At 55.9% G+C, this 26,555-nt stretch carries 21 protein-coding genes and 1 pseudogene; 3 read left to right on the forward strand and 19 right to left on the reverse strand.

Translation table 11 applies throughout. The annotated features are described in order from the left end of the window. Positions 1–116: 116 nt before the first annotated feature. Together KGP21_RS23355 and yacL are read right to left on the reverse strand one after the other, a co-directional pair. Positions 117–400: pseudogene (locus KGP21_RS23355) on the reverse strand (DeoR/GlpR transcriptional regulator); the annotation flags it as partial. A gap of 10 nt (positions 401–410) precedes the next feature. Continuing rightward, entirely contained in the window at positions 411–773 is a 363-nt protein-coding gene (gene yacL / locus KGP21_RS23360; protein WP_223500322.1) for a protein YacL, read from the reverse strand. Positions 774–981: 208 nt separating this feature from the next. Between yacL and KGP21_RS23365 the strand changes: the two genes are divergently transcribed. Further along, the gene (locus KGP21_RS23365) at positions 982–1,902 is read left to right on the forward strand and encodes a LysR family transcriptional regulator (RefSeq protein ID WP_024484333.1); all 921 of its coding nucleotides are present in this window, start codon (positions 982–984) and stop codon (positions 1,900–1,902) included. On the opposite strand, the gene mdcH is transcribed toward KGP21_RS23365, so the two are convergent. The 10 genes from mdcH to KGP21_RS23415 form a co-directional block, all read right to left on the reverse strand. Beyond that, positions 1,899–2,828 (reverse strand): malonate decarboxylase subunit epsilon, encoded by a 930-nt coding sequence (mdcH, locus tag KGP21_RS23370; RefSeq protein WP_021806263.1) that lies wholly within the window; start codon positions 2,826–2,828, stop codon positions 1,899–1,901. The genes KGP21_RS23365 and mdcH overlap by 4 nt on opposite strands. Then, positions 2,828–3,451: a malonate decarboxylase holo-ACP synthase gene (locus KGP21_RS23375; protein WP_223500324.1), complete on the reverse strand. Its 624-nt coding sequence runs from the start codon at positions 3,449–3,451 to the stop codon at positions 2,828–2,830. Before KGP21_RS23375 ends, mdcH begins: the two co-directional genes overlap by 1 nt. A gap of 12 nt (positions 3,452–3,463) precedes the next feature. Next, on the reverse strand, positions 3,464–4,423 hold the full coding sequence (locus KGP21_RS23380) for an AEC family transporter (RefSeq protein ID WP_021179701.1): 960 nt from the start codon (positions 4,421–4,423) through the stop codon (positions 3,464–3,466). Between the two features lie 166 nt (positions 4,424–4,589). Continuing rightward, a complete protein-coding gene (mdcE, locus tag KGP21_RS23385) occupies positions 4,590–5,396 on the reverse strand; it encodes a biotin-independent malonate decarboxylase subunit gamma (RefSeq protein ID WP_021806266.1) in 807 nt (268 codons plus the stop codon). After that, positions 5,393–6,229: a biotin-independent malonate decarboxylase subunit beta gene (locus KGP21_RS23390; protein ID WP_021806267.1), complete on the reverse strand. Its 837-nt coding sequence runs from the start codon at positions 6,227–6,229 to the stop codon at positions 5,393–5,395. Before KGP21_RS23390 ends, mdcE begins: the two co-directional genes overlap by 4 nt. Next, entirely contained in the window at positions 6,222–6,521 is a 300-nt protein-coding gene (locus KGP21_RS23395) for a malonate decarboxylase subunit delta (RefSeq protein WP_021806268.1), read from the reverse strand. Before KGP21_RS23395 ends, KGP21_RS23390 begins: the two co-directional genes overlap by 8 nt. 21 nt (positions 6,522–6,542) lie before the next feature. Continuing rightward, on the reverse strand, positions 6,543–7,397 hold the full coding sequence (locus KGP21_RS23400) for a triphosphoribosyl-dephospho-CoA synthase (RefSeq protein WP_223536357.1): 855 nt from the start codon (positions 7,395–7,397) through the stop codon (positions 6,543–6,545). After that, positions 7,397–9,058 (reverse strand): malonate decarboxylase subunit alpha, encoded by a 1,662-nt coding sequence (gene mdcA, locus KGP21_RS23405; RefSeq protein WP_071682010.1) that lies wholly within the window; start codon positions 9,056–9,058, stop codon positions 7,397–7,399. Before mdcA ends, KGP21_RS23400 begins: the two co-directional genes overlap by 1 nt. 220 nt (positions 9,059–9,278) lie before the next feature. Next, positions 9,279–11,876 (reverse strand): bifunctional aconitate hydratase 2/2-methylisocitrate dehydratase, encoded by a 2,598-nt coding sequence (gene acnB / locus KGP21_RS23410; protein WP_021179695.1) that lies wholly within the window; start codon positions 11,874–11,876, stop codon positions 9,279–9,281. A 560-nt stretch (positions 11,877–12,436) separates the two neighbouring features. Further along, positions 12,437–12,583 (reverse strand): hypothetical protein, encoded by a 147-nt coding sequence (locus tag KGP21_RS23415; RefSeq protein ID WP_021179694.1) that lies wholly within the window; start codon positions 12,581–12,583, stop codon positions 12,437–12,439. Between KGP21_RS23415 and KGP21_RS29650 the strand changes: the two genes are divergently transcribed. After that, positions 12,564–12,686 carry a hypothetical protein gene (locus KGP21_RS29650; protein WP_021179693.1) on the forward strand — a complete coding sequence of 41 codons (123 nt, stop codon included), beginning with the start codon at positions 12,564–12,566 and terminating at the stop codon, positions 12,684–12,686. The two genes, KGP21_RS23415 and KGP21_RS29650, sit on opposite strands and share 20 nt — an antisense overlap. A gap of 98 nt (positions 12,687–12,784) precedes the next feature. Here the strand turns inward: KGP21_RS29650 and lpdA are convergent, their stop codons facing one another. From lpdA to pdhR, 4 genes are all read right to left on the reverse strand, one after another. Further along, a complete protein-coding gene (lpdA, locus tag KGP21_RS23420; protein ID WP_021806270.1) occupies positions 12,785–14,209 on the reverse strand; it encodes a dihydrolipoyl dehydrogenase in 1,425 nt (474 codons plus the stop codon). A gap of 233 nt (positions 14,210–14,442) precedes the next feature. Then, positions 14,443–16,320, reverse strand: a complete 1,878-nt coding sequence (gene aceF, locus KGP21_RS23425; protein WP_223498339.1) for a pyruvate dehydrogenase complex dihydrolipoyllysine-residue acetyltransferase — start codon at positions 16,318–16,320, stop codon at positions 14,443–14,445. 13 nt (positions 16,321–16,333) lie between these two features. Then, on the reverse strand, positions 16,334–18,997 hold the full coding sequence (aceE, locus tag KGP21_RS23430; RefSeq protein WP_021179690.1) for a pyruvate dehydrogenase (acetyl-transferring), homodimeric type: 2,664 nt from the start codon (positions 18,995–18,997) through the stop codon (positions 16,334–16,336). A 165-nt stretch (positions 18,998–19,162) separates the two neighbouring features. After that, entirely contained in the window at positions 19,163–19,927 is a 765-nt protein-coding gene (gene pdhR, locus KGP21_RS23435; RefSeq protein ID WP_021179689.1) for a pyruvate dehydrogenase complex transcriptional repressor PdhR, read from the reverse strand. A 606-nt stretch (positions 19,928–20,533) separates the two neighbouring features. Between pdhR and KGP21_RS23440 the strand changes: the two genes are divergently transcribed. Further along, positions 20,534–21,913 (forward strand): amino acid permease, encoded by a 1,380-nt coding sequence (locus tag KGP21_RS23440; RefSeq protein WP_021806272.1) that lies wholly within the window; start codon positions 20,534–20,536, stop codon positions 21,911–21,913. A gap of 55 nt (positions 21,914–21,968) precedes the next feature. Here KGP21_RS23440 and KGP21_RS23445 read toward each other — a convergent pair whose 3' ends face one another. From KGP21_RS23445 to KGP21_RS23455, 3 genes are read right to left on the reverse strand one after another with little or no spacing between them, the layout of a single operon-like run. Then, positions 21,969–23,210 carry a cytochrome c gene (locus KGP21_RS23445; RefSeq protein ID WP_223536360.1) on the reverse strand — a complete coding sequence of 414 codons (1,242 nt, stop codon included), beginning with the start codon at positions 23,208–23,210 and terminating at the stop codon, positions 21,969–21,971. Continuing rightward, the gene (locus tag KGP21_RS23450; protein WP_021806274.1) at positions 23,210–23,761 is read right to left on the reverse strand and encodes a (2Fe-2S)-binding protein; all 552 of its coding nucleotides are present in this window, start codon (positions 23,759–23,761) and stop codon (positions 23,210–23,212) included. The genes KGP21_RS23445 and KGP21_RS23450 overlap by 1 nt, the downstream gene beginning before the upstream one ends. Next, complete coding sequence (locus KGP21_RS23455; protein WP_223536363.1) at positions 23,758–26,547, reverse strand: xanthine dehydrogenase family protein molybdopterin-binding subunit; 2,790 nt, start codon at positions 26,545–26,547, stop codon at positions 23,758–23,760. Before KGP21_RS23455 ends, KGP21_RS23450 begins: the two co-directional genes overlap by 4 nt. Positions 26,548–26,555: the final 8 nt, after the last annotated feature.

Consider the following 26,555-nt stretch of genomic DNA (forward strand, 5'->3'; position numbering starts at 1 on the left):
CAACCGCCGCGTTCGGCTAACCGGCGCCGCACGATAACCTCTTTACAGCTTAGCACTACGGCTTGAAAGTGCATGGACCAACATGGGAATTGGCGAGGGTCCTGAATCAAACCACGTTACGCCAAATGCAAACCACAAGGTAGATCGGCTAGTTGCCGCTGAGCCGTCTCTGGCAAGGCCTTGTCGGTGACAATATCCGTCAGGCTGGCAAGCGGGGTCACACAGAGACATCGTATTTACTGCTATCTGCCAGCAGCACCCGCTGGCGGGCATTAGCCATCAGATCCTGCTTCAGGCCCGCCTTCTCTTCGGTGGGCGTGGTAATACCTTTCTCAATGCTCCACGAGTTACAGCTGACAAACGCAATATCCGGGTAGATCCCACGCAGCATCCTGCGCCCGTCTGGATAATCAGTAGTTGAGCATAAACGAGCGGTAGGCTTTCAGCACCGTCAGAAAGTCTTCGATGCCACATAAAGAGAGGCTCTCTTCGTCGTAGTAGTTCATCCCCTCTTCCATTTCGTCGCCTTCGAACTCCAACTGGTTGGCGCGGATCATCACCTCTTCACCGTCCATCAGCAACGTGTATTCGTGGCCTTCCAACTGCCATTGACGCTCACTGCCCTTGACCCCTGCCGCACCGGCTTCGATACGGTCCAGCAGGTTAAAATCACCGTTGAGCTCTTCGTTAATCCAATGGCCGATGGCCTCATGCCCCATCGAAAATCTGACTACCACCTGACCGGTTACGTCACGCAGAAATTCGTAATCCATAGCATGCCCTCCTGAGCGGTGTATAAGACTGAGTTTAACCTTAAATTCGCAGCTAACTCAGTGAGCGCTCGCAAAGTTGTTCAATAATTCGTGGCGCAATATAACGGTCCGCCCTCCACTTGGGAAGCGGGAAGGCTCTTGGTGCCTGCTATGGACGGGCAATTGTTGTTATCATGACACTTCTTAGCCCTTACCCAAGCCTGAGCCGATGATCGACAGCGAAATCACCCTGAAAAAATTGGAAATCTTTCTGGCGTTTATGGAGAAGGAAAACATCGGCCGAGCCGCAGAACAGCTTGGCTTGAGCAGCGTTAGCGTGCATCGTGCGTTACATACCCTGGAAGAGGGCTTTCGCTGCCCGCTGTTTATTCATAAAGGGCGCAACCTGCTGCCCCTGCCCGCAGCACTTACGCTGGCAGAATACGCACGCGATATCGTGGATCTCACCTACAAAGGTATCGAAGAAACTCGGTTGAAGGCGGGGTTTGGCCAGCAACGCATGCGTATCGGCACGCTCTACTCACTGACGCTGGAAACCATTCCACGGTTGATCATGGGGCTGAAGGTGCGCCGCCCGGCCATGGAGATCAGCCTGACGATGGGATCGAATGAGGATCTGCTGGCCCAGTTGGAGAACCAATTGCTGGATGCCATCCTGATTTCGGTTTCCGACAGCCAAATCGATCCGCTGCGCTTTGAGATCCTGCCGCTGTTTGAGGATGATATCTATCTTGCCGCACCGGCAGCCTCGGCGCTAAACAGCGATGGCACGGCAGACTTGCAAGACTTTCGCAGCCAGAAGTTTGTCTCCCTGACCGAAGGCTTCGCCACCTACCACGGCTTTAGCGAAGCGTTTCAGATTGCCGGTTTTGAACCGGAAATCGTCACCCGGGTGAATGATATTTTCTCAATGCTCAGCCTGGTGCAGGCCGGGGTGGGCTACACGCTGGTGCCTGGGCGGATGAAGAAGATGTATGAACACACGTTGAAATTACTGCCGCTGTGCGAACAGTACCAGATGCGCCAAACCATCGCGCTGGTGTTCAATCGTAACCAGCAGCAGGATCCGAACCTGCTGGCATTGACGGCGGAAGGCCGCATGTACGCTCGCGGTGAAGGGCCGGTTTAATCGCGCCGATATTTGGCGACAATGCCGCAGACCGCGTTCAGGCCCAGTTGGCAGCGGGACAGCGCTTCCCCCTGCTCCATCACTTTTTTGGTCAAGCCGGTTAATACCGCGCCCGGCGGCATTTCGATCGCCAGACGGACTTCCCGTTCGTAGGCCGCCACCATCGCCTCATGCCAGCGCACGGTGCGGGCCATATTGAAGGCCAGATCGTCAGCAATTCGCTCCGGTTGCCATAACACGCGCCCGGTACTGCCGCTGAGATACGCAACCTGCGGCCGATTGATGGTTACCTGCTTCATAGCCTGCGCCAGCTTTTCCGCCGGTTGTGCCAACAGGGCACAGTGGGAAGGGACACTCACCGCCAAACGCTGGGTTTTCGCCGCACCGGCGGTTTTTGCCAACGCCATGACCTGCGCCATAGCGGCTTCGCTACCCGCGATAACCAATTGGTCTTCGGCATTGATATTGGCCAGATAGGCCGGTAATTCAGCGCTATTGACCTCTGCTATCAGCCTTTCCACCTGCCGCAACGGCAAACCGACAATCGCCGCCAGGCCATATCCCGCAGGGTAAGCCTCCTCCATTAGCTGGCCGCGCAACGCCACCAGCCGGACGGCATCGGGAAATGCCAAGGCCCCGGCGATCACCGCGGCCGGAAAAGCGCCGATGGATAGCCCACTGACAAAATCAGCCTCGACCCCGTGTTGCTGTAATTCCCGCGCGTAAGCCACACCGGCTATCAGCAGGCACAGCTGCACTGCCCGGGTTTTCTGTAAGGCTTCGGCGCTGTCCAACGCCAGTACATCCTGGTCAAGAACAGCGCAGGCCTCGCTTAACAACCGCTGGGTTGTTTCATTGGCCGGCAGTTGGTGCAGCATTTGAGGCACCTGCGGCCCCTGACCGGGAAAGGTAAATAAAATCTTCATCAAGCCTCCTGAGAGCTGGCCCATGGATCCGTCGTCAACAACGGCCCCTCAGCGGTTTTCAGCATCGCTCGCCCATCCCGCAGCCATTCGCTCAGGGCAAAGCCACCGAGCGGTGTTTCTATTTGGGCATCGGCGCGGCAAGGCAGCGTCTGCAACCATTGCGCCAGTCGCTGCAACTCATCAAGGCTGGCAGGCTGCGGGCAGCGAACCAACAGATCCAGATCGCTGTCGGCATGCATCACCGGGATTTCGGTCGCCAGCGCGTAACCGCAGCTGCCGGTCACGCCCCAGACCCACGGCCAAGACCGCTGAGCCAGCATTATGAGCGCCTGCACTGGAGGCTGGGAAACAAAGCTCGAGTGCAACAATGCCAGCGGCTCACTCACCAAAGACTCCGGCGTCACTACGCGCCGGATAGCCTCTGCGCTAACCCAAGCTGCGGCGCGCTGGCTGCGTTTCATCCCCCGGATCCCCACCGGGATCCGCCCGCTATCCTGAACATCGCGCCGTACTACCAACGGTAATGAAGTGCGCCACTGCTGGCCAACCCACTCCGGCAACGCCTGATCGGCACTGAGGGCAGCACGGTCACTAATCCAAATCAGGTCATGCGGGCGAATCATCGGCTTCTCCAGTTACATCCCTGAGGTCAGGGTGATAAACAGCGGTAAGGTAATGATACACAACACGGAACTGATCAGTAACGTGGCTTCGGCATCCGGCGACTGCACGCCAAAACGGTTACCAAAGACGATACCGAAGAAACCGGCAGAAAGGGCGATCATCAAAATAGCGGTAATGGCTACACTGCCGTGCAGGCCCAAGGCCAGCACCAGCCCCCAGGCAATAAACGGTTGGATTAACAGTTTGGTCACGCTCGACAGCAGCACCGGGCCGTTGATCTGCAACTTACGGGCAGACAGGATCACCCCGGTCAGGAACAGAGCCGTCGCCGTGGCCGACAGGCCAAGCGGTTTGATCGCGGCCAGCACCATTTCAGGCATATGCACGCCTACCGCCGACAGCACCACCCCAAGCAGCGGCCCCCAGACGATCGGTTTTTTCACCGAGCGCCACATCAGCACCGGCAACATGCCCAGGCTGGAACCCTGAACCCCGCCGGCCGCACGGGCCTTTTCACGCTCTAGGATCAGCAGGCAGAACGGCGTCATCAGTACCGAACCACAGGCGATAGCCACCGCCACGGACAGCGAGGTTCCCGGCGTTTCCCCCAGCACGCTACCGAGGATCGGCAGGCCAAGCGCGGCATAGTTGGGCAATGCCACGGTGAGCGTCAGCACCGCGGCATCCTGCGGAGACTTATGGAAGATCCCGGTGCAGGTAAAATAGATCGCCGCATAGGTGATCCACATCGCCAGCACCAACACCACGATCAGCGGCGATTGCTCGACGATCCCCGCCCAAGGCGTTTGTACGGTGGCACCGAACAGGGCCGCTGGCAGTGCAAAATCCATCACGAAGATGTTGAGTAATGAAACGTTCTGGTTATCGACCATTTTTGCCTTACCGGCAAAAAAGCCCAGCAGCATAATGACAAAAATCGGCGCCAAGGCATGAATAATTACGTATGTCATAAATCACCTGTTAAAAAGAAAAAATCAGTCAGATCAGGTGCGATGGTATTAGTTATATTGTTATATGCAGGTGAAGCTTTATGCCGGGTCGGAACGCATCATATGCGCCCTCCCGGCGGGTAGTATTTTGTTCCTGAACTCTGACGTAAAAATGGCTAGCGTGGCATTACCACTCTGCGCGCATACGTTCACGCACCAGCGAAGAGCTATGGCGGTTGTCTGCTCCCAGGCGGTTAGTTAATCCAACCCCTTCACGGCGAGTTTTGGCGATCGCCTGGATCAGTGCGTGGCGTACCAGATTAAGTTCCTGCTCACTGGCCTGCAGCGGGTCACGGATATCCAGTAACTGTTCCAGCAGGCCCAGCGAGCTGTAATGCTCGATGTCATAAGCCATCGGTGGAATGGTTGCTGCCAGTTTCTCCAGCGCCTCTACGGAACGTAACGTGATGCGCGCCGCAGACTCTTTGCCCATCGCATGGATCATCACGCCTGCATCGTTGAAGGCGATCAAGCGGTTGGCCTGATAGCCGTGCGCCAGAAACGCGCCAGACATGGCTTTCCCGACGATCAAACCAATCACCGGATGGCCTGCCAGCCGAGCCTTGGCATAAGCCCCAGCTGCACCGGCCAAGGCTTGGTGAATACCAAAGGCCTCTTCCCGGCGCCCGTAGGCCTGGCTCGGCACATCGATCACCGCCACGATGGCGCGCTTTTGTACTTTACCCACGTCAGCCGCGACTGCTTCACTGACTACCTGGGCTAACGTCCAACCTTCCAGCAATCCTACTTCGCCGCGTGCAGCGCGTGGGTAATGGTTATTTGCATCCGGCACCACGGCGATAAAACGCACCGGTTGTCCCTCTAGTTCAGCGTCCGCAACCCGGATCGAGGCGCACTGCCCCTGACGCTGCTCGGCCCCCGCCGTCAGCAAAGAGAACCAATATTCTCCACGGCTTGATGATGACGTACTCATACCCGATCCTCCGCAGCAAACAGTTGAGCAATGACCGCCGAATCCGCCTGCTGGCGGGTGTCGAACTGCGACAGTTTCGGCAAGTAGTAGTGATAATTGTCTGAGCGGTGCTGAACAGGCACGCCGCGTTGCAGACAACCTTTCATCGCCGCCTTGACCGCATGCAGCGCATCCGGGACTTCTTCATCGACAAAGCCGCTGCGATAGCGCACGTCGCCACCGGTCATGCTCCAGATAAAAGGCCGATCGCGGGAATCGTATTCTTCAATACCGGCTTCCTGTTCAATGACCTGTGGGCCGTTTAAGCCCAGGCGCGCTTCACGGGTGACGATTAGATAGCTGCATAAAGCCGCCGCTATCGACATCCCGCCAAAGCAGCCCACAGTACCGGCAATTATACCCACCACCGGGGTGTAGCGGCGCAGATCGACAATCGCCGCATGAATATCCGCGATCGCTGCCAGCCCCAGGTTGGCCTCCTGCAAACGCACGCCACCGGTTTCCAGCAACAAGACTGCCTGAGTCGCAATGCCGTTGCGGTTATCTTCTGCTGCCAGTTCCAGGGCCGCGGCCATCTTGGCACCGGAAACCTCCCCCATGCTGCCACCTTGGAACGCCCCTTCTACCGCCACCACCACTGCCGGTTTACCGTCAATGGTGCCTTTAGCAACCACCATGCCGTCATCGGCCTGGGTGACTATGCCCTGCGGCTCCAGCCAGGGAGAAGTAATACGCTCAAATGGCCCCAACAGCTCACGGAAACTGCCACTGTCCAGCAAATTGCGGGCGCGCTCCCGGGCGCTGAGTTCGATAAAGCTGAGATCATCACGCATGGGCGGCCTCCTCAAATACCTGTTCAATACGCAGCCGAGCCACTCCCGGCGTAGCACCGAAATCGTTAATCTCTAACCGCCCGGCAGGTAAATCGCGCAATGACGCCAAGCGCTCAAACAGGTGCTGCCAGCGCTGCCGGCTACCGTCTACGGAGGTTTTGATTGCCACCGTCAGCGTGCCGTCAGCCGCAGGCTCAAACAGAGCCTCCATGTCACCGGAGCCCACGACGCCGGTTAGTGCCTTACCCGGCAGCGTAATGCTGGCCGGATAACTCAAATCGATATGTTCCATAACATCCTCTGGATTGATTATTCAGCGGGCCGTAGCCCGATCGAGGAACAGAGCCGCAGCCAGTAAATCGGCCGCGCCACCGGGTGAAGCGTTGCTCGCCAATAGCCGTTGCTCCAATTTGGCCAACGCCGCCTGCCCTGCCGGATGTTGATACCCTCCGGCATGCAGTACCTCGGCTGCCCCTTGCTGCATCGCTTTTAGCGCCGTTAACCCACCGCGCGACAGCACGCAGGTATCGCTCAGGGTGGTCATGATGGCCATCAAGGCATCAATCTGCGCGGCTGGCTCACTGGCCCCCTGGTTCCTGCTGTACCACAGCTGCGGTAGCGCACGTTGCATCACATGCGGGAAACCTTGCTGGGCCTCCTCCCGCGCGCCGGGTACCTGATAACGTTGAGTGGCTCGCAAGCCTTTGCTGAACACCTTCGGGCTAGCATGATCCGGCAACTGCGCCAACTGAGCGGCTAATGTGCAACTGCTGGATGGCGTTGCGTTCCCCCCTTGCATGGCTACCGCCGTCACCAGCAGGCCCATCGCCCAGATTGCCCCGCGATGTGTATTAACACCGGCAGTGGCAGCCATCATCCGCTGTTCGCCTTCCCGGCCAATCCGGCCCACTTCCTGACGCAACGCACTATCTGCCGGACGCTGCCAACCGGCAATCGCCAGCCGGTGGAAGACCGGCGTCAGACTGTGGGCGGAACGCACCATCAACGCCAATGTCAGATCCTGATGCGCACCGGAACCCCGTGCATCCACCAGACCTGGTTTCGGGCTGAGGCGCGCCTCATCCACTAGCGCCTGCGTGGCAAACTCCGCCAACCGCGCGGCAGCCAAATCCGCATCAGAAGCGAGTAAACAGGAGGAAAGTTTCATTACCAGCTCCGGAATTTCGCTGGCGGGTTATACAGGCCGCCGGACCACTCGACCAGATCCGCTACGCTGCCTGCGGCCAGCAAAGAACGCGTTGCATCGGTGCGGCGAATGTCGAGATCTTCCGGGAACACCACTTTGCCTTCGCGGCGCAGCTCGGCCACGCGTTTGGCGTCCACACCCAGCCCGATATCGGTGATACCGGCCACCGCTGCCACCATGGCGCGGCGCTCTTCCAGCGAACGTGCACGATACAGATAAGCGATGCCCTCTTCGGTCAGCACATGGGTGACGTCATCGCCGTAAATCATCACCGGTGCCAGCGGCATGCCAGACTCTTGCGCCACATCGACAGCATCGAGTTTTTCTACGAAGGTCGGTTTGGCCCCCGCCTGGAAGGTTTCCACCATTTGCACCACCAGCTTGCGGCCACGAGCCAACGGATCCGGCTCTTCGATCATATCCAGCCAGGCAGGCGTAGCGTGGCGACGACCGTGTGGATCGTGCCCCATGTTCGGTGCGCCGCCAAAACCGGATAGGCGACCACGTGTCACGGTAGAAGAGTGGGCCATACCGTCGATCTGTAAGGTTGAACCGATAAACATATCTACGGCGTACTGACCGGCCATCTGGCAGAACGCACGGTTGGAGCGCATGGAACCGTCGCTACCGGTAAAGAAAATATCCGGGCGGGCGGCGATATAATTCTCCATCCCCAGCTCACCGCCAAAACAGTGTACGGTCTCCACCCAGCCGCTTTCAATTGCCGGGATCAGGGTTGGATGCGGGTTCAGGGTCCAGTGTTTACAGATTTTGCCCTTCAGACCCAGTTGCTCGCCATAGGTAGGTAGCAGCAATTCAATGGCGGCGGTGTTGAAACCGATACCGTGGTTCAGCGATTGCACCTGATGTTTGGCGTAGATGCCTTTGATTGCCATCATCCCCATCAACACGTGCACCGGTTTGATCAGGCGCGGATCGCGGGTAAACAGCGGCTCAATAAAGAACGGCTTGTCTGCCACCACGACAAAATCGATCCAGGAGCCGGGGATATCAACTCTCGGCAGGTCAGTTTCATCATCAACCAGTTCATTGACCTGAGCGATGACGATGCCGTCTTTAAACGCAGTGGCCTCCACCAGTGCCGGGGTATCTTCGGTACTTGGCCCGGTGTACAGATTGCCATGACGATCGGCCTTGAACCCGGCCACTAGCGCCACGTTCGGCACCAGATCCACATACAGGCGGGAATAGAGTTCTATATAGGTGTGGATGGCACCGATTTCGAGCTGCCCATCTTCCAACAGTTGGGAAATGCGCAGGCTCTGGGTACCAGAGAAAGCAAAATCGAGCTTGCGGGCGATGCCCTTTTCAAAAATATCCAGATGCTCGGCGCGGCCAACGCTTGGCATGATCATATGCAGATCGTGGACCTTGGCGGGGTTGACCTCGGCGAGCATACGGGAGAGAAAATCGGCCTGTTTCTGGTTATTGCCTTCCAGCACCACCCGATCGCCAGAAACCAGCAGTTTTTCCAGCACGCTGGTCAGATCGGCGGTGGGGATCACTTTGCCCTGCGACTGCCCTTGCACACTCGCGATACGGCGTTTTTTTTCCTGCCGCCGGGTATCCCAAACGCGCGTGGGGCTTTGATGAAGCGACATACCTCAACCTCCTGGGTTTACTTGGTTCTGTTCAGTACGGTTAGAGTAAGAGTCTAGGAGAACGCCATCAATCAAGCAGGGGGATGGTTTATTAGCCTGAGAGTAATAATTTCATCAAATCAATATTAATCAATCAGTTAATATCAATAAAAACCGGGGTCGATCACAAAAAAACGGGGAACCCAAAGGCTCCCCGTGATGATGCTAACTCAGTACCGAATTACACCGCGGTTTGGAAGATCACACCGTCGGCTTTTTCCGTGTACTGGGTCAACTGGTCGAAGTTCAGGTAGCGATAAGTATCCGCCGCCGTCTTGTCGACCTGTGCCATATAGGTCTGATACTCATCAGGCGTTGGCAGACGGCCCAGCAGTGATGCCACTGCCGCCAGCTCTGCGGAAGCCAGATAAACGTTGGCTCCAGTACCCAGACGGTTCGGGAAGTTACGGGTTGAGGTGGAAACCACGGTCGCACCGTCCGCTACGCGTGCCTGGTTACCCATGCACAGTGAACAGCCAGGGATCTCGATACGCGCCCCGCTCTTGCCAAAGACGCTGTAGTAGCCTTCTTCAGTCAATTGCGCTGCGTCCATCTTGGTTGGCGGAGCCACCCACAGACGGGTTGGCAGTTGGCCTTTATGCTGATCCAACAGTTTACCTGCCGCACGGAAGTGGCCGATGTTGGTCATGCAAGAACCGATAAACACTTCGTCGATCTTGCTGTTGGCCACGTCGGACAGCAGGCGCGCGTCGTCCGGATCGTTCGGCGCACACAGGATTGGCTCCTTGATATCAGCCAGATCGATTTCGATCACTGCGGCATATTCCGCATCCGCATCGCCTTCCAGCAACTGCGGATCCGCCAGCCATTTTTCCATCCCCTGAATACGGCGCTCCAGGGTACGGCGATCGCCATAACCTTCGGAGATCATCCACTTCAGCAGCACGATGTTGGAGCTCAGATATTCGGCAATCGGTGCCTTGTCCAGCTTGATGGTACAACCGGCAGCGGAACGTTCTGCAGAGGCATCGGTCAGCTCAAACGCCTGTTCGACCTTCAGTTCCGGCAGACCTTCGATCTCCAGAATGCGGCCAGAGAAAATGTTCTTCTTACCCTTCTTCTCTACGGTCAACAGGCCCTGCTGGATCGCGTAGTAAGGGATAGCATGCACCAAATCACGCAAGGTAATACCAGGCTGCATTTTGCCTTTAAAGCGCACCAGCACCGACTCAGGCATATCCAGCGGCATCACGCCGGTCGCGGCAGCAAAGGCTACCAGACCAGAACCGGCCGGGAAGGAAATGCCGATCGGGAAGCGGGTGTGGGAATCGCCACCGGTACCAACGGTATCCGGCAGCAACATACGGTTCAGCCAGGAGTGGATCACACCATCACCAGGGCGCAGCGAAACGCCGCCACGGTTCATGATGAAGTCTGGCAGCGTATGGTGAGTCGTGACGTCTACCGGTTTCGGGTACGCGGCAGTGTGACAGAACGACTGCATCACCAGATCGGCAGAGAAGCCCAGGCAAGCCAGATCTTTCAGCTCGTCACGGGTCATTGGGCCAGTGGTATCTTGTGAACCTACCGAGGTCATCTTAGGTTCGCAGTATTCGCCAGGGCGAACACCAGCAACGCCACAGGCACGGCCCACCATTTTCTGCGCCAGCGAGAAGCCCTTGCTGCTAGCCGCTACCGGCTTGGCAATACGGAACACTTCGCTGTGCGGTAGGCCCAGCGCTTCACGCGCCTTGGTGGTCAGGCCACGGCCGATAATCAGTGGGATGCGGCCACCGGCACGCACTTCATCCAGCAACACATCGGTTTTCAGCTCGAAGCTGGCAACCAGTTCGCCGGTCTCATGGTTACGCACTTCGCCTTTATACGGGAAGATGTCGATCACATCGCCCATGTTCAGGTTGGAGACGTCCACTTCGATCGGCAACGCGCCTGCATCTTCCATGGTGTTAAAGAAGATTGGCGCAATCTTGCCGCCCAGCACCACACCGCCGCCACGCTTGTTCGGCACGTAGGGGATGTCGTCACCCATAAACCACAGCACCGAGTTGGTGGCAGATTTACGGGAAGACCCCGTACCGACCACGTCACCGACGTAGGCCAGCGGGAAACCTTTCTTGTTCAGCTCTTCAATCTGCTTGATTGGGCCAACGCTACCCGGTTGATCCGGGAAAATACCTTCACGTTCGCTTTTGAGCATCGCCAGCGCATGCAGTGGGATATCTGGACGTGACCAGGCATCTGGAGCGGGTGACAGATCGTCGGTATTGGTTTCGCCAGTCACTTTGAACACGGTCACGGTGATCTTTTCCGCCAACGGTGAGCGTGACAGATACCATTCGGCATCGGCCCAGGACTGCATGATTTGTTTGGCGTGTGGGTTACCGGCTTTGGCTTTCTCTTCTACGTCGTAGAAGTTATCAAACATCAGCAGCGTATGGGAAAGCGCCTTGGCAGCAATCGGTGCCAGCTTTTCGTTATCCAACGCCTCGATCAGCGGATGAATGTTGTAACCGCCCTGCATGGTGCCTAGCAGTTCAATGGCTTTTTCGGGGGTAACCAGGGGGGAAGTGGCTTCGCCTTTGGCAACGGCTGCCAGAAAACCTGCTTTGACATAGGCGGCTTCGTCGACGCCCGGTGGTACACGGTTAATCAGCAGGTCTAACAGAAATTCTTCTTCGCCTTTTGGCGGATTTTTTAATGATTCAACCAGCGCTGCCATTTGTGTCGCATCTAATGGCTTAGGGACGATGCCCTCTGCAGCACGCTCGGCCACGTGCTTACGGTATTCTTCTAGCACGACTTTCTCCTCGCTCTCATTGTCATTTATTGTGCCTGGCGTTTTATATTCAAACCGGGTTTAGCGCACGGCGATATTTGACGGGGCACTGCTGTCGATATCCTGGACTGTAAGTAAGGTACAGTGCCCGGTTCCGCCCAGCCAGCATATCAGGATTTGAATCGGTTGTTAATTCGTTCACATAAAAGCAACATTAAATCTTTGCTGAATCGTTGACCGCAGCGTAATCGGCTGCAAAGCAGGCGGGACGGGCTCGGGTTCGATACGGCACAACAGCAATCTCAGCCCAATGAGCACAACATAACGTCCATACTTTTACAATGGTTATCGATAGAGTTGGGAGAAATTGGCGGGCGTTGGGCACAAAAAAACCGCCATAAAGACGGTTCTTTTGTATCCGTGCAGTGTTAGCAGGCACCGAACGGATTTCTTACATCGTTAAGAACGATACAAGCGCTATCGAGCAAGGCCATTGTGCGTAAATTTGGTTAAAAAATCAACCGATCTGATGCAAAAAAACGCTGTTTTATGTACTCTGATTTTGGGTCTGTTCTGCCGGTTTAGCAGCCGGTCATCGGGCTTGAGAACAGTGCTGCAACTACTGCGATACAGGCGCTATCGAGCGCTTGTTCCACTGGGGCTTTCCCGGTGAAGTCGCGGTGGTCGTGGTTCCACAAGGAACGCGCAATGAAAGGGAGAACACTCATTATCCTGCTCATTGTACTGGGTTCGGTGTTTGGCGTCAGCAAAGGCGGCTGGTCAGTTTCCAGCAACCAACTGATCTTCAACGTCGTATTCCAGAACAAGTAAGCTACTGGCCGCTCTTTTGAGCGGCCTTTTATTGGCATTTATTCCAAAAAAACGGCCCCTTTACAGGAGCCGCTTATCAACCTTACCAACCGCTGAAATTACTTCTTCTTGGCTTTCGGGTTTGGCAGATCGGTGATGCTGCCTTCGTAGATCTCTGCTGCCAGACCTACGGATTCGTGCAGGGTTGGGTGAGCATGGATAGTCAACGCGATATCTTCTGCGTCACAACCCATCTCGATCGCCAGACCGATTTCACCCAACAGCTCGCCGCCGTTGGTGCCGACAATCGCGCCACCAATGATACGGTGCGTTTCTTTGTCGAAGATCAGTTTGGTCATACCGTCTGCACAGTCAGAAGCGATAGCACGGCCTGAAGCTGCCCACGGGAAGGTGGACGTTTCGTAGCTGATGCCTTTCTCTTTGGCTTCTTTCTCGGTCATCCCTACCCATGCCACTTCTGGCTCGGTGTAAGCGATCGATGGGATCACTTTCGGGTCGAAGTAGTGCTTCATACCAGCGATAACTTCAGCAGCTACGTGGCCTTCATGCACGCCTTTGTGCGCCAGCATCGGTTGACCGACGATGTCACCAATCGCGAAGATGTGCGGCACGTTGGTACGCAGCTGTTTGTCGACGTGGATAAAGCCACGGTCGTCAACTTCTACACCGGCTTGGCCAGCATCCAGCAGTTTACCGTTCGGCACACGGCCGATCGCTACCAGCACCGCGTCGTAACGCTGTGGTTCTGCAGGGGCTTTTTTACCTTCCATCGTGACATAGATGCCGTCTTCTTTGGCTTCTACCGCGGTCACTTTGGTTTCCAGCATCAGGTTGAACTGCTTGCTGATACGCTTGGTAAAGACTTTAACCACGTCTTTATCTGCAGCCGGGATCACCTGGTCGAACATTTCAACCACGTCGATCTGTGAACCCAGAGCATGGTATACGGTGCCCATTTCCAGGCCGATGATACCGCCGCCCATCACCAGCATGCGCTCTGGAACGGTTTTCAGCGCCAGTGCATCGGTGGAATCCCACACGCGTGGATCTTCATGAGGAATAAATGGCAGTTGGATCGGACGGGAGCCTGCGGCGATGATGGCATTGTCGAAGTTGATGGTGGTAGCACCATTCTCGCCTTCAACCACTAGCGTGTTGGCGCCGGTGAATTTACCCAGGCCGTTGACCACTTTCACTTTGCGGCCTTTAGCCATGCCAGCCAGACCACCGGTCAGCTGATTGATGACTTTCTCTTTCCAGACGCGCACTTTGTCGATGTCGGTTTTCGGCTCGCCGAAAACGATGCCGTGTTCGGCCAACGCTTTGGCTTCTTCGATCACTTTGGCAACGTGCAACAGTGCTTTGGAAGGAATACAGCCCACGTTCAGGCAAACACCGCCCAGAGTGGAGTAACGCTCAACCAGAATGGTTTCCAGACCTAAGTCAGCGCAACGAAAAGCAGCAGAGTAACCCGCAGGGCCCGCCCCAAGTACCACGACCTGAGTTTTAATTTCAGTACTCATCATGACCTCTTAATTGTTTGTCCGGCGGGTCAGACGTCATTTTTATTGCTAGTCGATCTCATAACGCCCTTCATCCACCGGGACGCATACACCGCGAGCAGTTTACAGAATTGTTAATAATCTGCAAAGCGTGTTCGAGTGACCCGTGTCCCAACAATTCTGTCGAGTCATGCAAAACCCGACAAAACTGCTACTGAATTACTAAGGGCGCAGCATGCTGCGCCCTTTTTTCATTACATCACCAGACGGCGAATGTCGGCCAGCATGTTGTTGATGATGGTGATAAAGCGCGCACCGTCAGCACCGTCAATCACACGGTGGTCGAAGGAGAGCGACATTGGCATCATCAGGCGCGGCGTGAACTCTTTACCGTTCCAGACCGGCTCCATCGCAGACTTGGAGACACCCAGGATAGCCACTTCCGGCGCGTTAACAATCGGCGCGAAGTGAGTAGTCCCGATACCGCCCAGGCTGGAGATGGTGAAGCAACCGCCCTGCATTTCGCCTGCGGTCAACTTACCGTCACGCGCTTTTTTGGAGATCGCCATCAGTTCACGGGACAGCTCAGTGATGCTCTTCTTGTTCACATCCTTGAATACCGGAACCACCAGGCCATTTGGCGTATCTACCGCCACGCCGATGTTGATGTATTTCTTCAGCGTCAGCTTCTGGCCATCTTCGGACAGTGAGCTGTTGAAGCGTGGCATCTGCTCCAGGGCAGCGGCAACGGCTTTCATGATGAACACCACCGGGGTGAACTTCACGTCCAGCTTACGCTTGGCAGCTTCGTCGTTCTGCTGCTTGCGGAACGCTTCCAGATCGGTGATATCGGTTTTGTCGAAGTGAGTCACGTGCGGGATCATCACCCAGTTGCGGCTCAGGTTGGCACCAGAGATTTTCTGGATGCGGCCCAGTTCAACTTCTTCGATCTCACCAAACTTGCTGAAGTCCACTTTCGGCCAAGGCAACATGCCTGGCAGGCCACCACCGGTAGCGGCAGGAGCGGCTTCGGCGCGTTTGACCGCGTCTTTCACGTAAGCCTGAACGTCTTCGCGCAGGATACGGCCTTTACGACCTGTGCCCTTCACTTTTGCCAGGTTAACACCGAACTCACGCGCCAAGCGGCGGATGACTGGGGTCGCGTGAACGTAGGCGTCGTTTTCAGCGAACTCGCCTTTACCGGCGGCGGCGGCAGGTGCAGCCGCTTTGGCTTCCTGCTTGACCGGAGCCGGAGCAGCTTCTGCTTTCTGGGCCGGAGCAGCGGCAGGTGCTGGTGCAGCGCCTTCCACTTCGAACACCATGATCAGAGAACCGGTTTTCACTTTGTCGCCGGTAGCGATTTTGATTTCTTTCACGGTGCCCGCGAACGGAGCCGGAACTTCCATAGAAGCCTTGTCACCTTCAACGGTGATCAGTGACTGCTCAGCGGCAACTTTATCGCCCACTTTCACCATCACTTCGGTCACTTCTACTTCGTCGCCGCCAATGTCTGGCACTTCGACGTTTTTCGCCGCGCTTGCCGCAGGGGCAGCAGCCGGAGCCGCCTGGGTAGCCGCAGCAGCAGGGGCAGCAGAAGCCGCGCCAGCCACTTCGAAGACCATAATCAGGGAACCGGTTTTCACTTTGTCACCGGTGTTGATTTTGATCTCTTTCACGGTACCAGCGAACGGTGCAGGCACTTCCATAGAGGCCTTGTCGCCTTCTACGGTGATCAGAGACTGCTCGGCAGTCACGGTATCGCCAACCTTCACCAGGATCTCGGTGACTTCAACTTCATCAGCCCCGATGTCCGGTACTTCAACGTCTTTGGCTGCGGCAGCAGCAGGAGCCGCGGCCGGTTTTTCTTCTGCCTTGGCGGCTGGTGCGGCAGCGGCCGCACCTTCTGCTTCAAAGATCATCAGCAGTTTGCCAGTCTCGGTTTTATCACCGACGGCCACTTTGATCTCTTTGACCACGCCAGCCTGCGGCGAAGGCACTTCCATGGAGGCTTTGTCGCCTTCCACGGTGATCAGCGATTGTTCAACTTCAACCTTATCGCCAACCTTCACCAGGATCTCGGTGATTTCAACTTCATCTGCACCGATGTCCGGCACTTTGATTTCGATAGACATTGTTCAGTACCTCTTATGCCAGACGCGGGTTAACTTTTTCTGGGTTGATGTCGAATTTCTTAATCGCATCAGCGACCACAGAAGCTTCAATGTCACCGCGTTTAGCCAGTTCACCCAGAGCAGCAACCACCACGTAGGAAGCATCAACTTCGAAGTGGTGACGCAGGTTTTCGCGGCTGTCTGAACGACCGAAGCCGTCAGTACCCAGTACGCGATAATCGCTGGCTGGTACGAAAGTACGAACCTGCTCTGCGAACAGCTTCATGTAGTCGGTAGACGCTACCGCTGGCGCCTCATTCATCACCTGAGCGATGTAAGGCACACGTGGGGTTTCGGTTGGGTGCAGCATGTTCCAACGCTCACAGTCCTGACCATCACGCGCCAGTTCGGTGAAGGAAGTTACGCTGTAGGTGTCAGAACCCACGCCGTAGTCTTTCGCCAGGATCTGCGCAGCTTCACGCACATGACGCAGGATCGCACCGGAGCCCAACAGCTGTACTTTACCTTTGCTACCTTCCAGAGTTTCCAGCTTGTAGATACCTTTACGGATACCCTCTTCTGCGCCCTGTGGCATGGCTGGCATGTGGTAGTTTTCGTTCAGCGTGGTCAGGTAGTAGTAGACGTTTTCTTGCGCGTCACCGTACATACGCACCAGGCCGTCATGCATGATCACTGCCACTTCATACGCGTAAGCCGGATCGTAGGAGATACAGTTAGGGATGGTCAGAGACTGAATATGGCTGTGGCCATCTTCGTGCTGCAGACCTTCACCGTTCAGGGTAGTACGCCCTGAAGTCCCGCCGATCAGGAAGCCACGCGCCTGTTGGTCACCCGCTGCCCAGCACAGGTCGCCGATACGTTGGAAACCGAACATGGAGTAGTAGATGTAGAACGGGATCATTGGCAGATCGTTGGTGCTGTAGGAAGTCGCTGCGGCCAACCAGGAAGAGGCTGCGCCCAGTTCGTTGATACCTTCCTGCAGGATCTGGCCTTTCTCGTCTTCTTTGTAGTACGCCACCTGCTCACGGTCCTGCGGGGTGTACTGCTGGCCGTTCGGGCTGTAGATACCGATCTGACGGAACAGACCTTCCATACCGAAGGTACGAGCTTCGTCGGCGATGATTGGCACCAGGCGATCTTTGATCGACTTGTTCTTCAACATCACGTTCAAGGCACGCACAAAGGCGATGGTGGTAGAAATCTCTTTGTTCTGCTCTTCCAGCAGTGAGCTGAAATCTTCCAGAGCTGGCATTTCCAGCTTCTCGGTGAAGTTAGGCAGACGAGTTGGTACATAGCCTTGCAGCGCCTGACGGCGTTCGTGCAGATACTTGTACTCTTCGGAGTCTTTCTCGAAGGTGATGTATGGCAGTTTTTCGATGTCAGCATCGGCCACTGGCACGTTGAAACGATCGCGGAAGTGGTGAACCCCTTCCATGTTCATTTTCTTCACCTGGTGAGCGATGTTTTTACCTTCCGCGGTTTCACCCATGCCGTAACCTTTGATGGTATGGGCCAGGATCACGGTTGGTTTGCCTTGGGTATCCTGCGCTTTTTTCAGTGCAGCAAAGACTTTCTTCGGATCGTGACCACCACGGTTCAGCGCCCAGATTTCGTCGTCGGTCATATCTTTGACCAGCGCGGCGGTTTCCGGGAAGCGGCCGAAGAAGTGCTCACGCACGTAAGCACCGTCTTTGGATTTGAAGGTCTGGTAGTCGCCGTCCAGGGTTTCGTTCATCAGTTGGATCAGCTTGCCGCTGGTGTCTTTACGCAGCAGTTCATCCCAACGACCGCCCCAGATCACTTTCAGCACCTGCCAGCCAGCACCTGCGAAGATACCTTCCAGCTCGTTGATGATCTTGCCGTTACCGGTAACCGGGCCATCCAGACGCTGCAGGTTGCAGTTGATGACGAAGACCAGGTTGTCCAGCTTCTCACGGGTTGCGATGGTGATCGCACCTTTGGATTCTGGTTCGTCCATCTCGCCGTCGCCCAGGAAGGCATAAACGGTCTGGCCAGAGGTATCTTTCAGACCACGGTGTTCCAGATACTTGAGGAACTTGGCCTGATAGATGGCGCTGATTGGGCCCAGACCCATGGAGACGGTCGGGAACTGCCAGAATTCAGGCATCAGTTTTGGATGCGGGTAAGAGGACAGGCCTTTACCGTGCACTTCCTGACGGAAGTTGTTCATTTGATCTTCGGTCAGGCGGCCTTCAAGGAAGGCACGTGCATAAACGCCCGGAGAGATGTGGCCCTGGAAGTAAACCAGATCGCCGCCGTCTTTCTCGTTGCGAGCACGGAAGAAGTGGTTAAAGCAGACTTCATAGAAGGTCGCAGAAGATTGGAAGGAAGCCATGTGGCCGCCCAGATCCAGATCTTTCTTGGAAGCACGCAACACGGTCATCACGGCGTTCCAACGGATGGCAGAACGAATACGACGCTCCAGATCCAGGTTGCCCGGGTATGCCGGTTCGTCTTCTACCGCGATGGTGTTGACGTAGTTGTTAGCCGCAGCACCCGCTGCAACGCTAACACCGCCCTTACGGGCTTCTCCCAGCACCTGATCAATCAGGAACTGAGCGCGTTCAACACCCTCTTCACGGATGACCGATTCGATCGCCTGCAGCCAGTCGCGGGTTTCGATCGGATCCACGTCATTGTTTAAACGTTCTGACATGGTGGTATTCCTTATCTGTCTAATGGTTTGTTTGGAGCCTGTCTTCGTGCGTTCTGTCATAAAACGCACGAAGACAGGCTCATCAGTTTGGTTGCCGCTTAAGTACTTAATTAAGCACTCCGAGCTTTATCTCTACAAGCTGGTGTGCCTTGAAGAGAACCACTCTTAATCCTTGCGTTGCTGGAGACGCCGCAGCGATCGATCACGCCGGGTGTGTTCTCTGCTGAGATCCAGCAAAATTTCCTCGATAAACGCCAAATGGCGGTGCGAGGCTTCACGGGCCTTTTCAGGTTCGCGTGCCACAATCGCCTCAAAGATCCCGGCGCGATGGCTACTCACTGTTGCCAACATCTCACGGCGCGAGTAGAGCAATTCAAAGTTCTGACGAACGTTCTGTTCCAGCATCGGGCCCATACAGCGCAGCAGATGGAGTAACACAACGTTGTGGGCAGCCTCGGTCACGGCAATTTGGTATTGCATGACCGCGTCGGCTTCGGCGTCTAGATCGCCACTGTCCTGAGCTTGCTGGATCACATGATGGCAGTCGCGGATGCGCGCCAGATCTTCGTCAGTCCCACGCAACGCCGCATAATAGGCAGCGATACCTTCGAGAGCATGACGGGTTTCGAGCAGGTCGAATTGTGATTCAGGATGATCGGCCAGCAGCTCAGCCAGCGGATCGCTGAAGCTCTGCCACAGATTAGTTTGTACAAAGGTGCCGCCTCCCTGGCGACGCAGGAGCAGCCCTTTAGCTTCCAGACGCTGAATTGCCTCTCTCAGAGAAGGACGGGAAACATCAAACTGTTTCGCCAACTCGCGCTCTGGAGGCAGCTTTTCGCCTGGACGTAGCGTACCCTCGAGGATCAGGTATTCGAGCTGCTGCTCGATAACATCTGACAACTTGGGTTGGCGGATTTTGCTGTAGGCCATGGGTGATTTCTTCTCTGCGAAGTGCCCGGAGTCAATTGGTAATACCAATTTCAAAAACGTGACGGTAAAGTAACAAAGTATTCACCTGCTGTCCATATGGGCCTTGATCGAAATCATGAATGCCGCACATTTTAACACTTCAATCCATAAGCCTTTGCAAACCGGCAACTCAGCGTTGGTAATACCATTTACGAGGTAGCCGCCGAATTTAACTTTTGTGAAACCTCTGGTTAGAACAATGCCCAGGTTATATGGCAAGGAGATTAAGGGTTATTTTCGCTTTACAACCGCTTACCGAGCCCCGCATCGTTAACAAAAAAACAACAACAAGGGCGATTATTTTTGCCAATTCTGTGAGTTATTGCTTATTTCGTGCACGCAATCCCCCCGCTCGTCACACAACCCGCATTTTGTTGCCTAAACTGCTGCAATCTTAATCATTCAAACAACAAAGCAGGTGCAAACTTTCGCACATACCATTATTCTCTGCCAAACGGTAGCGACGCCGTGGAATTTATAGCTATAACGTCGTAAACAAAAAACAACACACATCGTAATCATTACTTTACGGTAATGAGCATTATGTCAGCACAGAGGGTTTCATTGATGGATGGTCAACAGCATGGCGACCAGCTGAAGCGCGGCCTGAAAAACCGCCATATCCAGCTGATCGCCTTAGGTGGCGCAATAGGTACCGGCCTGTTCCTCGGTATCGCTCAAACAATAAAAATGGCCGGCCCGTCGGTCATCCTTGGTTATGCAATTGGCGGTTTTATTGCCTTCCTGATCATGCGTCAACTGGGTGAAATGGTGGTAGAGGAGCCGGTGGCCGGATCGTTTAGCCACTTCGCCTATAAATACTGGGGGAACTTCGCCGGTTTCGCCTCCGGCTGGAACTACTGGGTGCTGTACGTGCTGGTTGCCATGGCAGAACTGACCGCGGTAGGTATTTACGTGCAGTACTGGTGGCCGGGTATCCCAACCTGGATCTCCGCTGCCGTGTTCTTCCTGGCCATCAACGCCATCAACCTGTCGAGTGTGAAGGTCTATGGTGAAATGGAGTTCTGGTTCGCCATCATCAAAGTGGTCGCTATCATTGGCATGATCGCCTTTGGTGCCTACCTGCTGTTCAGCGGCCTGGGCGGCCCGGAAGCCAGCGTCACCAACCTGTGGGCGCAGGGCGGTTTCTTCCCGAATGGCACCATGGGGCTGCTCATGGCGATGGCGGTGATCATGTTCTCCTTCGGTGGATTGGAACTGGTGGGTATTACCGCCGCCGAAGCCGATAACCCGGAAAAAAGCATCCCGAAAGCCACCAACCAGGTGATCTACCGCATCCTGCTGTTCTATATCGGCTCGCTGACTATTCTGCTGTCACTCTATCCGTGGGGAAAAGTAGTCGAAGGTGGCAGCCCGTTCGTGCTGATCTTCCATGCGCTGAACAGCAATATGGTCGCAACGGTGCTTAATATCGTGGTCCTGACGGCTGCGCTGTCGGTCTACAACAGCTGCGTCTATTGCAACAGCCGCATGCTGTACGGCTTGGCCAAACAAGGTAATGGCCCGAAAGCCCTGCTGAAAGTGGATAGCCGCGGTGTGCCGGTAGTTGCCATCGGTTTCTCTGCGTTGGCAACTGCGCTGTGCGTGTTGATCAACTACCTGATCCCAGGCCGTGCCTTTGAATTACTGATGGCGCTGGTGGTGTCTGCCCTGGTGATCAACTGGGCGATGATCAGCCTGGCCCACCTGAAATTCCGCAAGGCGAAAAACCATGAAGGCGTCGAGCCGAAGTTCAAGGCCTTCTGGTATCCGTTCAGCAACTATCTGTGCCTGGCCTTTTTGGCCGGTATTCTGGTGATCATGTATCTGACACCAGGGATCCAGATTTCCGTGCTGCTGATCCCGGTATGGCTCGTCATTCTCGGCATCGGTTACTTCATCAAGCAGCGTGGCCAACGTGCTGTAAGCGCCACCAATACCCACTGATATCATTGTTGACGCTCAATAGGCCCGCACGCGGGCCTATTGTTTTTCTTCATCATTAATGGGCTTTACGCAGTGCCTTCACCTGCTCGGCGGTGATATCCACCGGCAGCCCGCCCCAGGTGACACGCAGGTAATTCACCAGTTCGGCAATTTGCGCATCGTCCAGACGATCGGCAAAGCCCGGCATGCTCTGCATACTTTCGTTACCGGGGAACTGCTGTGCTGGTAGCCCATCCAGCACCGACACGATCAGGTTCTTGCCGTCCGGTTGGCGCAGCGTGGCGTTATCACGCATCGCTACCGCAACATGCGGTATACCTGCACCATCACGCTCATGGCAGGCGGAACACTGGTCGAGATAGGTGATACGCCCGGCATCACTGCCCTGCCCGATTTTAACGGCAACAGGCTGCGGTGGCTTATCGCCCATCAGGTAGGTCACCAACGCCCGATGATCTTCCGGCGTCAGATGACGAGTGCTGAGATCGACCACCATGTGCATTTCGCTAAACGCCGAGCCCTGCGGCGCTAATCCGGTGCTGAGGAAACGGCTCAGATCCTCTGGTGTCCAACCGCGCTGAGCCAAAGCCTGTGGCGTGATATCCGGCGCGATAAACCGTCCCAGATCGCCACCCTGCATTGGCTTGTTCACTTCCATCTGCCCCAGCATGCCCCGTGGCGTATGGCATTCGCCACAGTGGCCAAGTACGTCAGACAGGTAACGCCCCCGCTGCCATTCGGCGGAGCTCCCCTGCGAACTGGCGGGTAGCGGATCGCTGTTGCGGAACAGTAAATTCCAACCGATGAGCGCCATCCGCTGGTTGAACGGGAACGGCATATCGTTGGCTGGAATGGCTACGTCCACCGCCGGGCGCGACATCAGATAGGCATAAATAGCATCCGCATCTTCGCGCGAAATGCCTTTGTAGGAGGTATAAGGCATCGCCGGATACAGATGGCGGCCACCCGGAGCCACCCCCTGCGTCAACGCCAGGAAGAAGTCATCCTTGGTCCAGCGGCCAATACCCTGATCGGCAGAAGGCGTCAGGTTGCTACCATAAATGGTGCCGAATGGAGTATCCAGCGGATAGCCTCCCGCCAGCGGTGCCCCACCAGCGGCAGTATGGCAGGCAGCACAGTCGGCAGCCTGCGTCAGATAACGCCCACGGGCAATTTGTTCGCTGCTGGCGGTAACCTGCTGGACTGGGCCGTCGTAGCTGCGGTTTTCTCGCCACCACAGCACGGCGATGACAATCGCCGCTATCAGCACAATCAACAATGCGAGACGTTTTTTCATTACGCCGTCTCCTTCAGCAAGCCTGGGGTTTTCAACACCACGTCACGCACCGCCTCGTAATAACGGACATAGCCGGTGCAACGGCAGATATGGTTTTCCAACGCCTGCTCAATCGCGCCTTCCAACCGATCGCGCGGAATTGGCTCACGCTTGAGCTTCTCGACAAAGATGGTGGCCGCATTGACAAAGCCCGGCGTGCAATAGCCACACTGGAAGCTGTAGTGATCGAGGAACGACTGCTGGATCGGCGAGAGTTCAACCACTTCGCCCTGATTATCCACCTGCGCAACGCCTTCGATGGTGCGTACCTGCTTGCCATTGAAAAAGTGAGCACCGGTGATACAGGTACGGATTTCTTCGCTGGTGCCGCTTGGATGGTCGAGGATCGCCACGCAGGCGTGGCAGATACCCTGCCCGCAGCCGAGACGTGAGCCGGTCAGATCGAGATATTCATGCAGAAAATCGATCATCATCAGCCCTTCAGGTACCTCGATGGGACCATATTGTTTGCCGTTAATGGTCAGGGTAATGGGTTGGGTTTTAATGCTCATGGTAACACCTCAAGAATATTTTCGGCACGAACAGGCAAATCACGGAACCGATGACCGGTGGCGTGGGCAATGGCGTTAACCAATGCGGCAACCACAGGGATCATGACCACTTCCGCCATCCCTTTCGGCGGATCGGTTTCCGAGAGCGCAGGAAGGATGTCACCGGTCTGTTTCCAGACAGCCACATCGCTGGCACGCGGCAAATGGTAACGGTTAAAGTTCCAGGTGCCGTTACCCGGCCCATCTTCGTACAGCGGTAAATACTCATGCAGCGCATGGCCGATCCCCATCGCCAAACCGCCCTGTAGCTGGCCGGAAACCAGCTCAGGCACGATCAGGTTGCCACACTCCATAATCGAATGATGATTTAGCAGTTCAACCTTGCCGGTAGCGATATCTACCGCCACTTCTACCAGCGTACCCACAGCGCTGTAATAGGTCACAGCTGCGTTATTACGTTGGGTTGGCGGGTAATAAACCTGCTCACGTGCCAGAGTGCTGAATTCGCCGTTGCCAATGCGTAGCGACAAACCGTCGACAGGCAGGCGCTCGCTGTGATTATTCAGCTTGAAGTCCGCTTCAGCCCACTGCCAGCGGTTGAAGACGTGCACCACTGCGCCAGTCAGGTTGCCCATCTGATAGGCTTTCTTCGCCAACAGCTCAAACGGTAATATCTGCATACCGGCCGCTGTCAGCCCCCCCTCGACCCAGCGAGCATCTTCTTTACGCACCACCAGCGGTGCCGCCTGGCCGCCACCAATGCCAGACTGCCAGATAGATAGCGCGGCAGGCCACAGCCCCTGTTCAAACACCAACCGGGCCGCTTCGCGCGTGCTGTGCGAGAAATAGTAAGCGGAGTTGCTGGCGCTGGAAGGTGAGCAGTAGCTTGGCGTCCAGTTCGGATTGGTTTGCAGCTTGTCCTGCTCATCCTGCGACATCGTGTAGGGATCGCCGCTGGTCACCATCGGCAACAGGGACCAATCGGTCACCGAGAAATGAGCCTCATCCGCCGGTTTACCCAGCCATTGTGCACATAGCACCGACTGCGACGTTGACATGCCGGTGCCCATTTCTGCCCCGCTGTGATACAGCGAGATACGCCCGTCCTCGCTGAACTCCACGCGAGCAAAGGAAGTTTCGGCTCCAGTGCCAAAGTCTTTCTGCACGCACCCAAAACCCACGCCATAACGCTTACCGGGATATTGGCTCTCAAACTCGGCCTTGCGTTCGGCGCGTTTGCGCCACATCTCATGCTGTGAGGCTTTTACCAGCACTTCATCGGCGCGAATGGCTCCTGCCGGGATCGCCCCCTGGGTATTTTTCATGCCGGACTTAAGCACGTTGCGCAAACGAAATTCGATCGGATCGAGCTTCAGCTCTTGTGCCAATTCATCCATCATCATCTCGGTAGCGGCCATGCTTTGCAATGTGCCGTAGCCACGTGCGGAACCCGCATCAATGGCACGAGAGGCCAACCCGACAGAGGAAAGATCGCTTTTCGGGAAGTAGTAAATCGACTGTGCCGCCGTCGCGCCAACCATCACCACCGATGGCGTAAAGTTACAGCGCCCACCACCGTCGGCGGTCATCGCCCCTTGGAAGGCCTGCAATATGCCCGTCTGCTTGTCTACCGCAATGCGGTAATCCATATCGAAGGCATGGCGCTTGATCGAGGTCTGGAACTGCTCATAACGGTCATTAGCCAGCCGTACCGGTAGCCCGTCACCGTACAGCGCGGCAACCGCACCGTAATACGGGAAGTTATAGTGATCTTTTGAGCCGTAGCCCACGGTGTAACAAGGGTGCAGGATCAGCTGTTTGACCGGCTGATGACGTTTGGCCAACATACGTGGCATTTCGTCCGCCACCTCCTGCGGGGACTGGGTCGGGATCACCAGATGCAAGGTCTGGCTGGCGGTATCAAACCAGCCGTTGGCGTTGTCTGGCTCCAAGGCCGAAGTATCAACAGATTGTGTGGTATAGCGGCGTGACATTACCAACCAGTCCTGCGGTGGGGTTTGCAACTGGTCGGCAATCATCCCGGCGTAATACATGCCTTCCTGATCCAGCTTGCCGCCCTCACGCCCTTCCGGCCACACCGGCAAATGTCTGCGCATTGACAGCGGGAAGATAGGGGTGTCTTTCAGGCTGGAGAAGCGATCGTCATCGAATGGCTGTTCGCCCCCGACGCGCACGTAGCGGAAGCTGCCCCAAGGATCGCGCTGTAACGGGCCGGTTTCAGTACCATACTGGATCACTTCTTCTCGGAATTTCAGCTTGTCTTTGGCAAAGCGGAAACGAGCAAAATCATGATAAATCAGGATTGCCACCGCATGGCCGAGATAGGCTGGGGTTTTCCCTGTAGGCAGCAGCATGTCATCGCCATAAAACGCCGGGAAGGCCAAACCGTCACGCTCAAGATCTTCCGCCGTTACTATCCGATCCGGTTGCAGATCGTCACCCAGCAAGGAGAGATCGATGCCAGTAAACAGACGATCGGCTTTAGTGGCGCGCAGAATAAAGGCATGAGCCTGCTGCTGCGGCCAATGCGGCATATCAACGGCACGAATATCACGGGCAAACACTTTCTGGCCCATGACCTTGGAGCGGCCATCTATACGGTAGCGAATGCGTTTAGTCTGCGCATCCCAGTTGGGCGATTGCAGGATCTTTTGCTCAAACAACGCGGCATAGGCGCGGCTGTAAAGAGGCGCGAGGTAGACGGACACCCCCGCTATCACGGCACCTTTGATAAAGCGGCGTCGTGACGGGTTGAAATTGCTCATAAAATATC

The sequence above is a fragment of the Serratia sp. JSRIV004 genome (genome assembly GCF_019968705.1).
In the GTDB taxonomy this organism is placed as follows: domain Bacteria; phylum Pseudomonadota; class Gammaproteobacteria; order Enterobacterales; family Enterobacteriaceae; genus Chania; species Chania fonticola_B.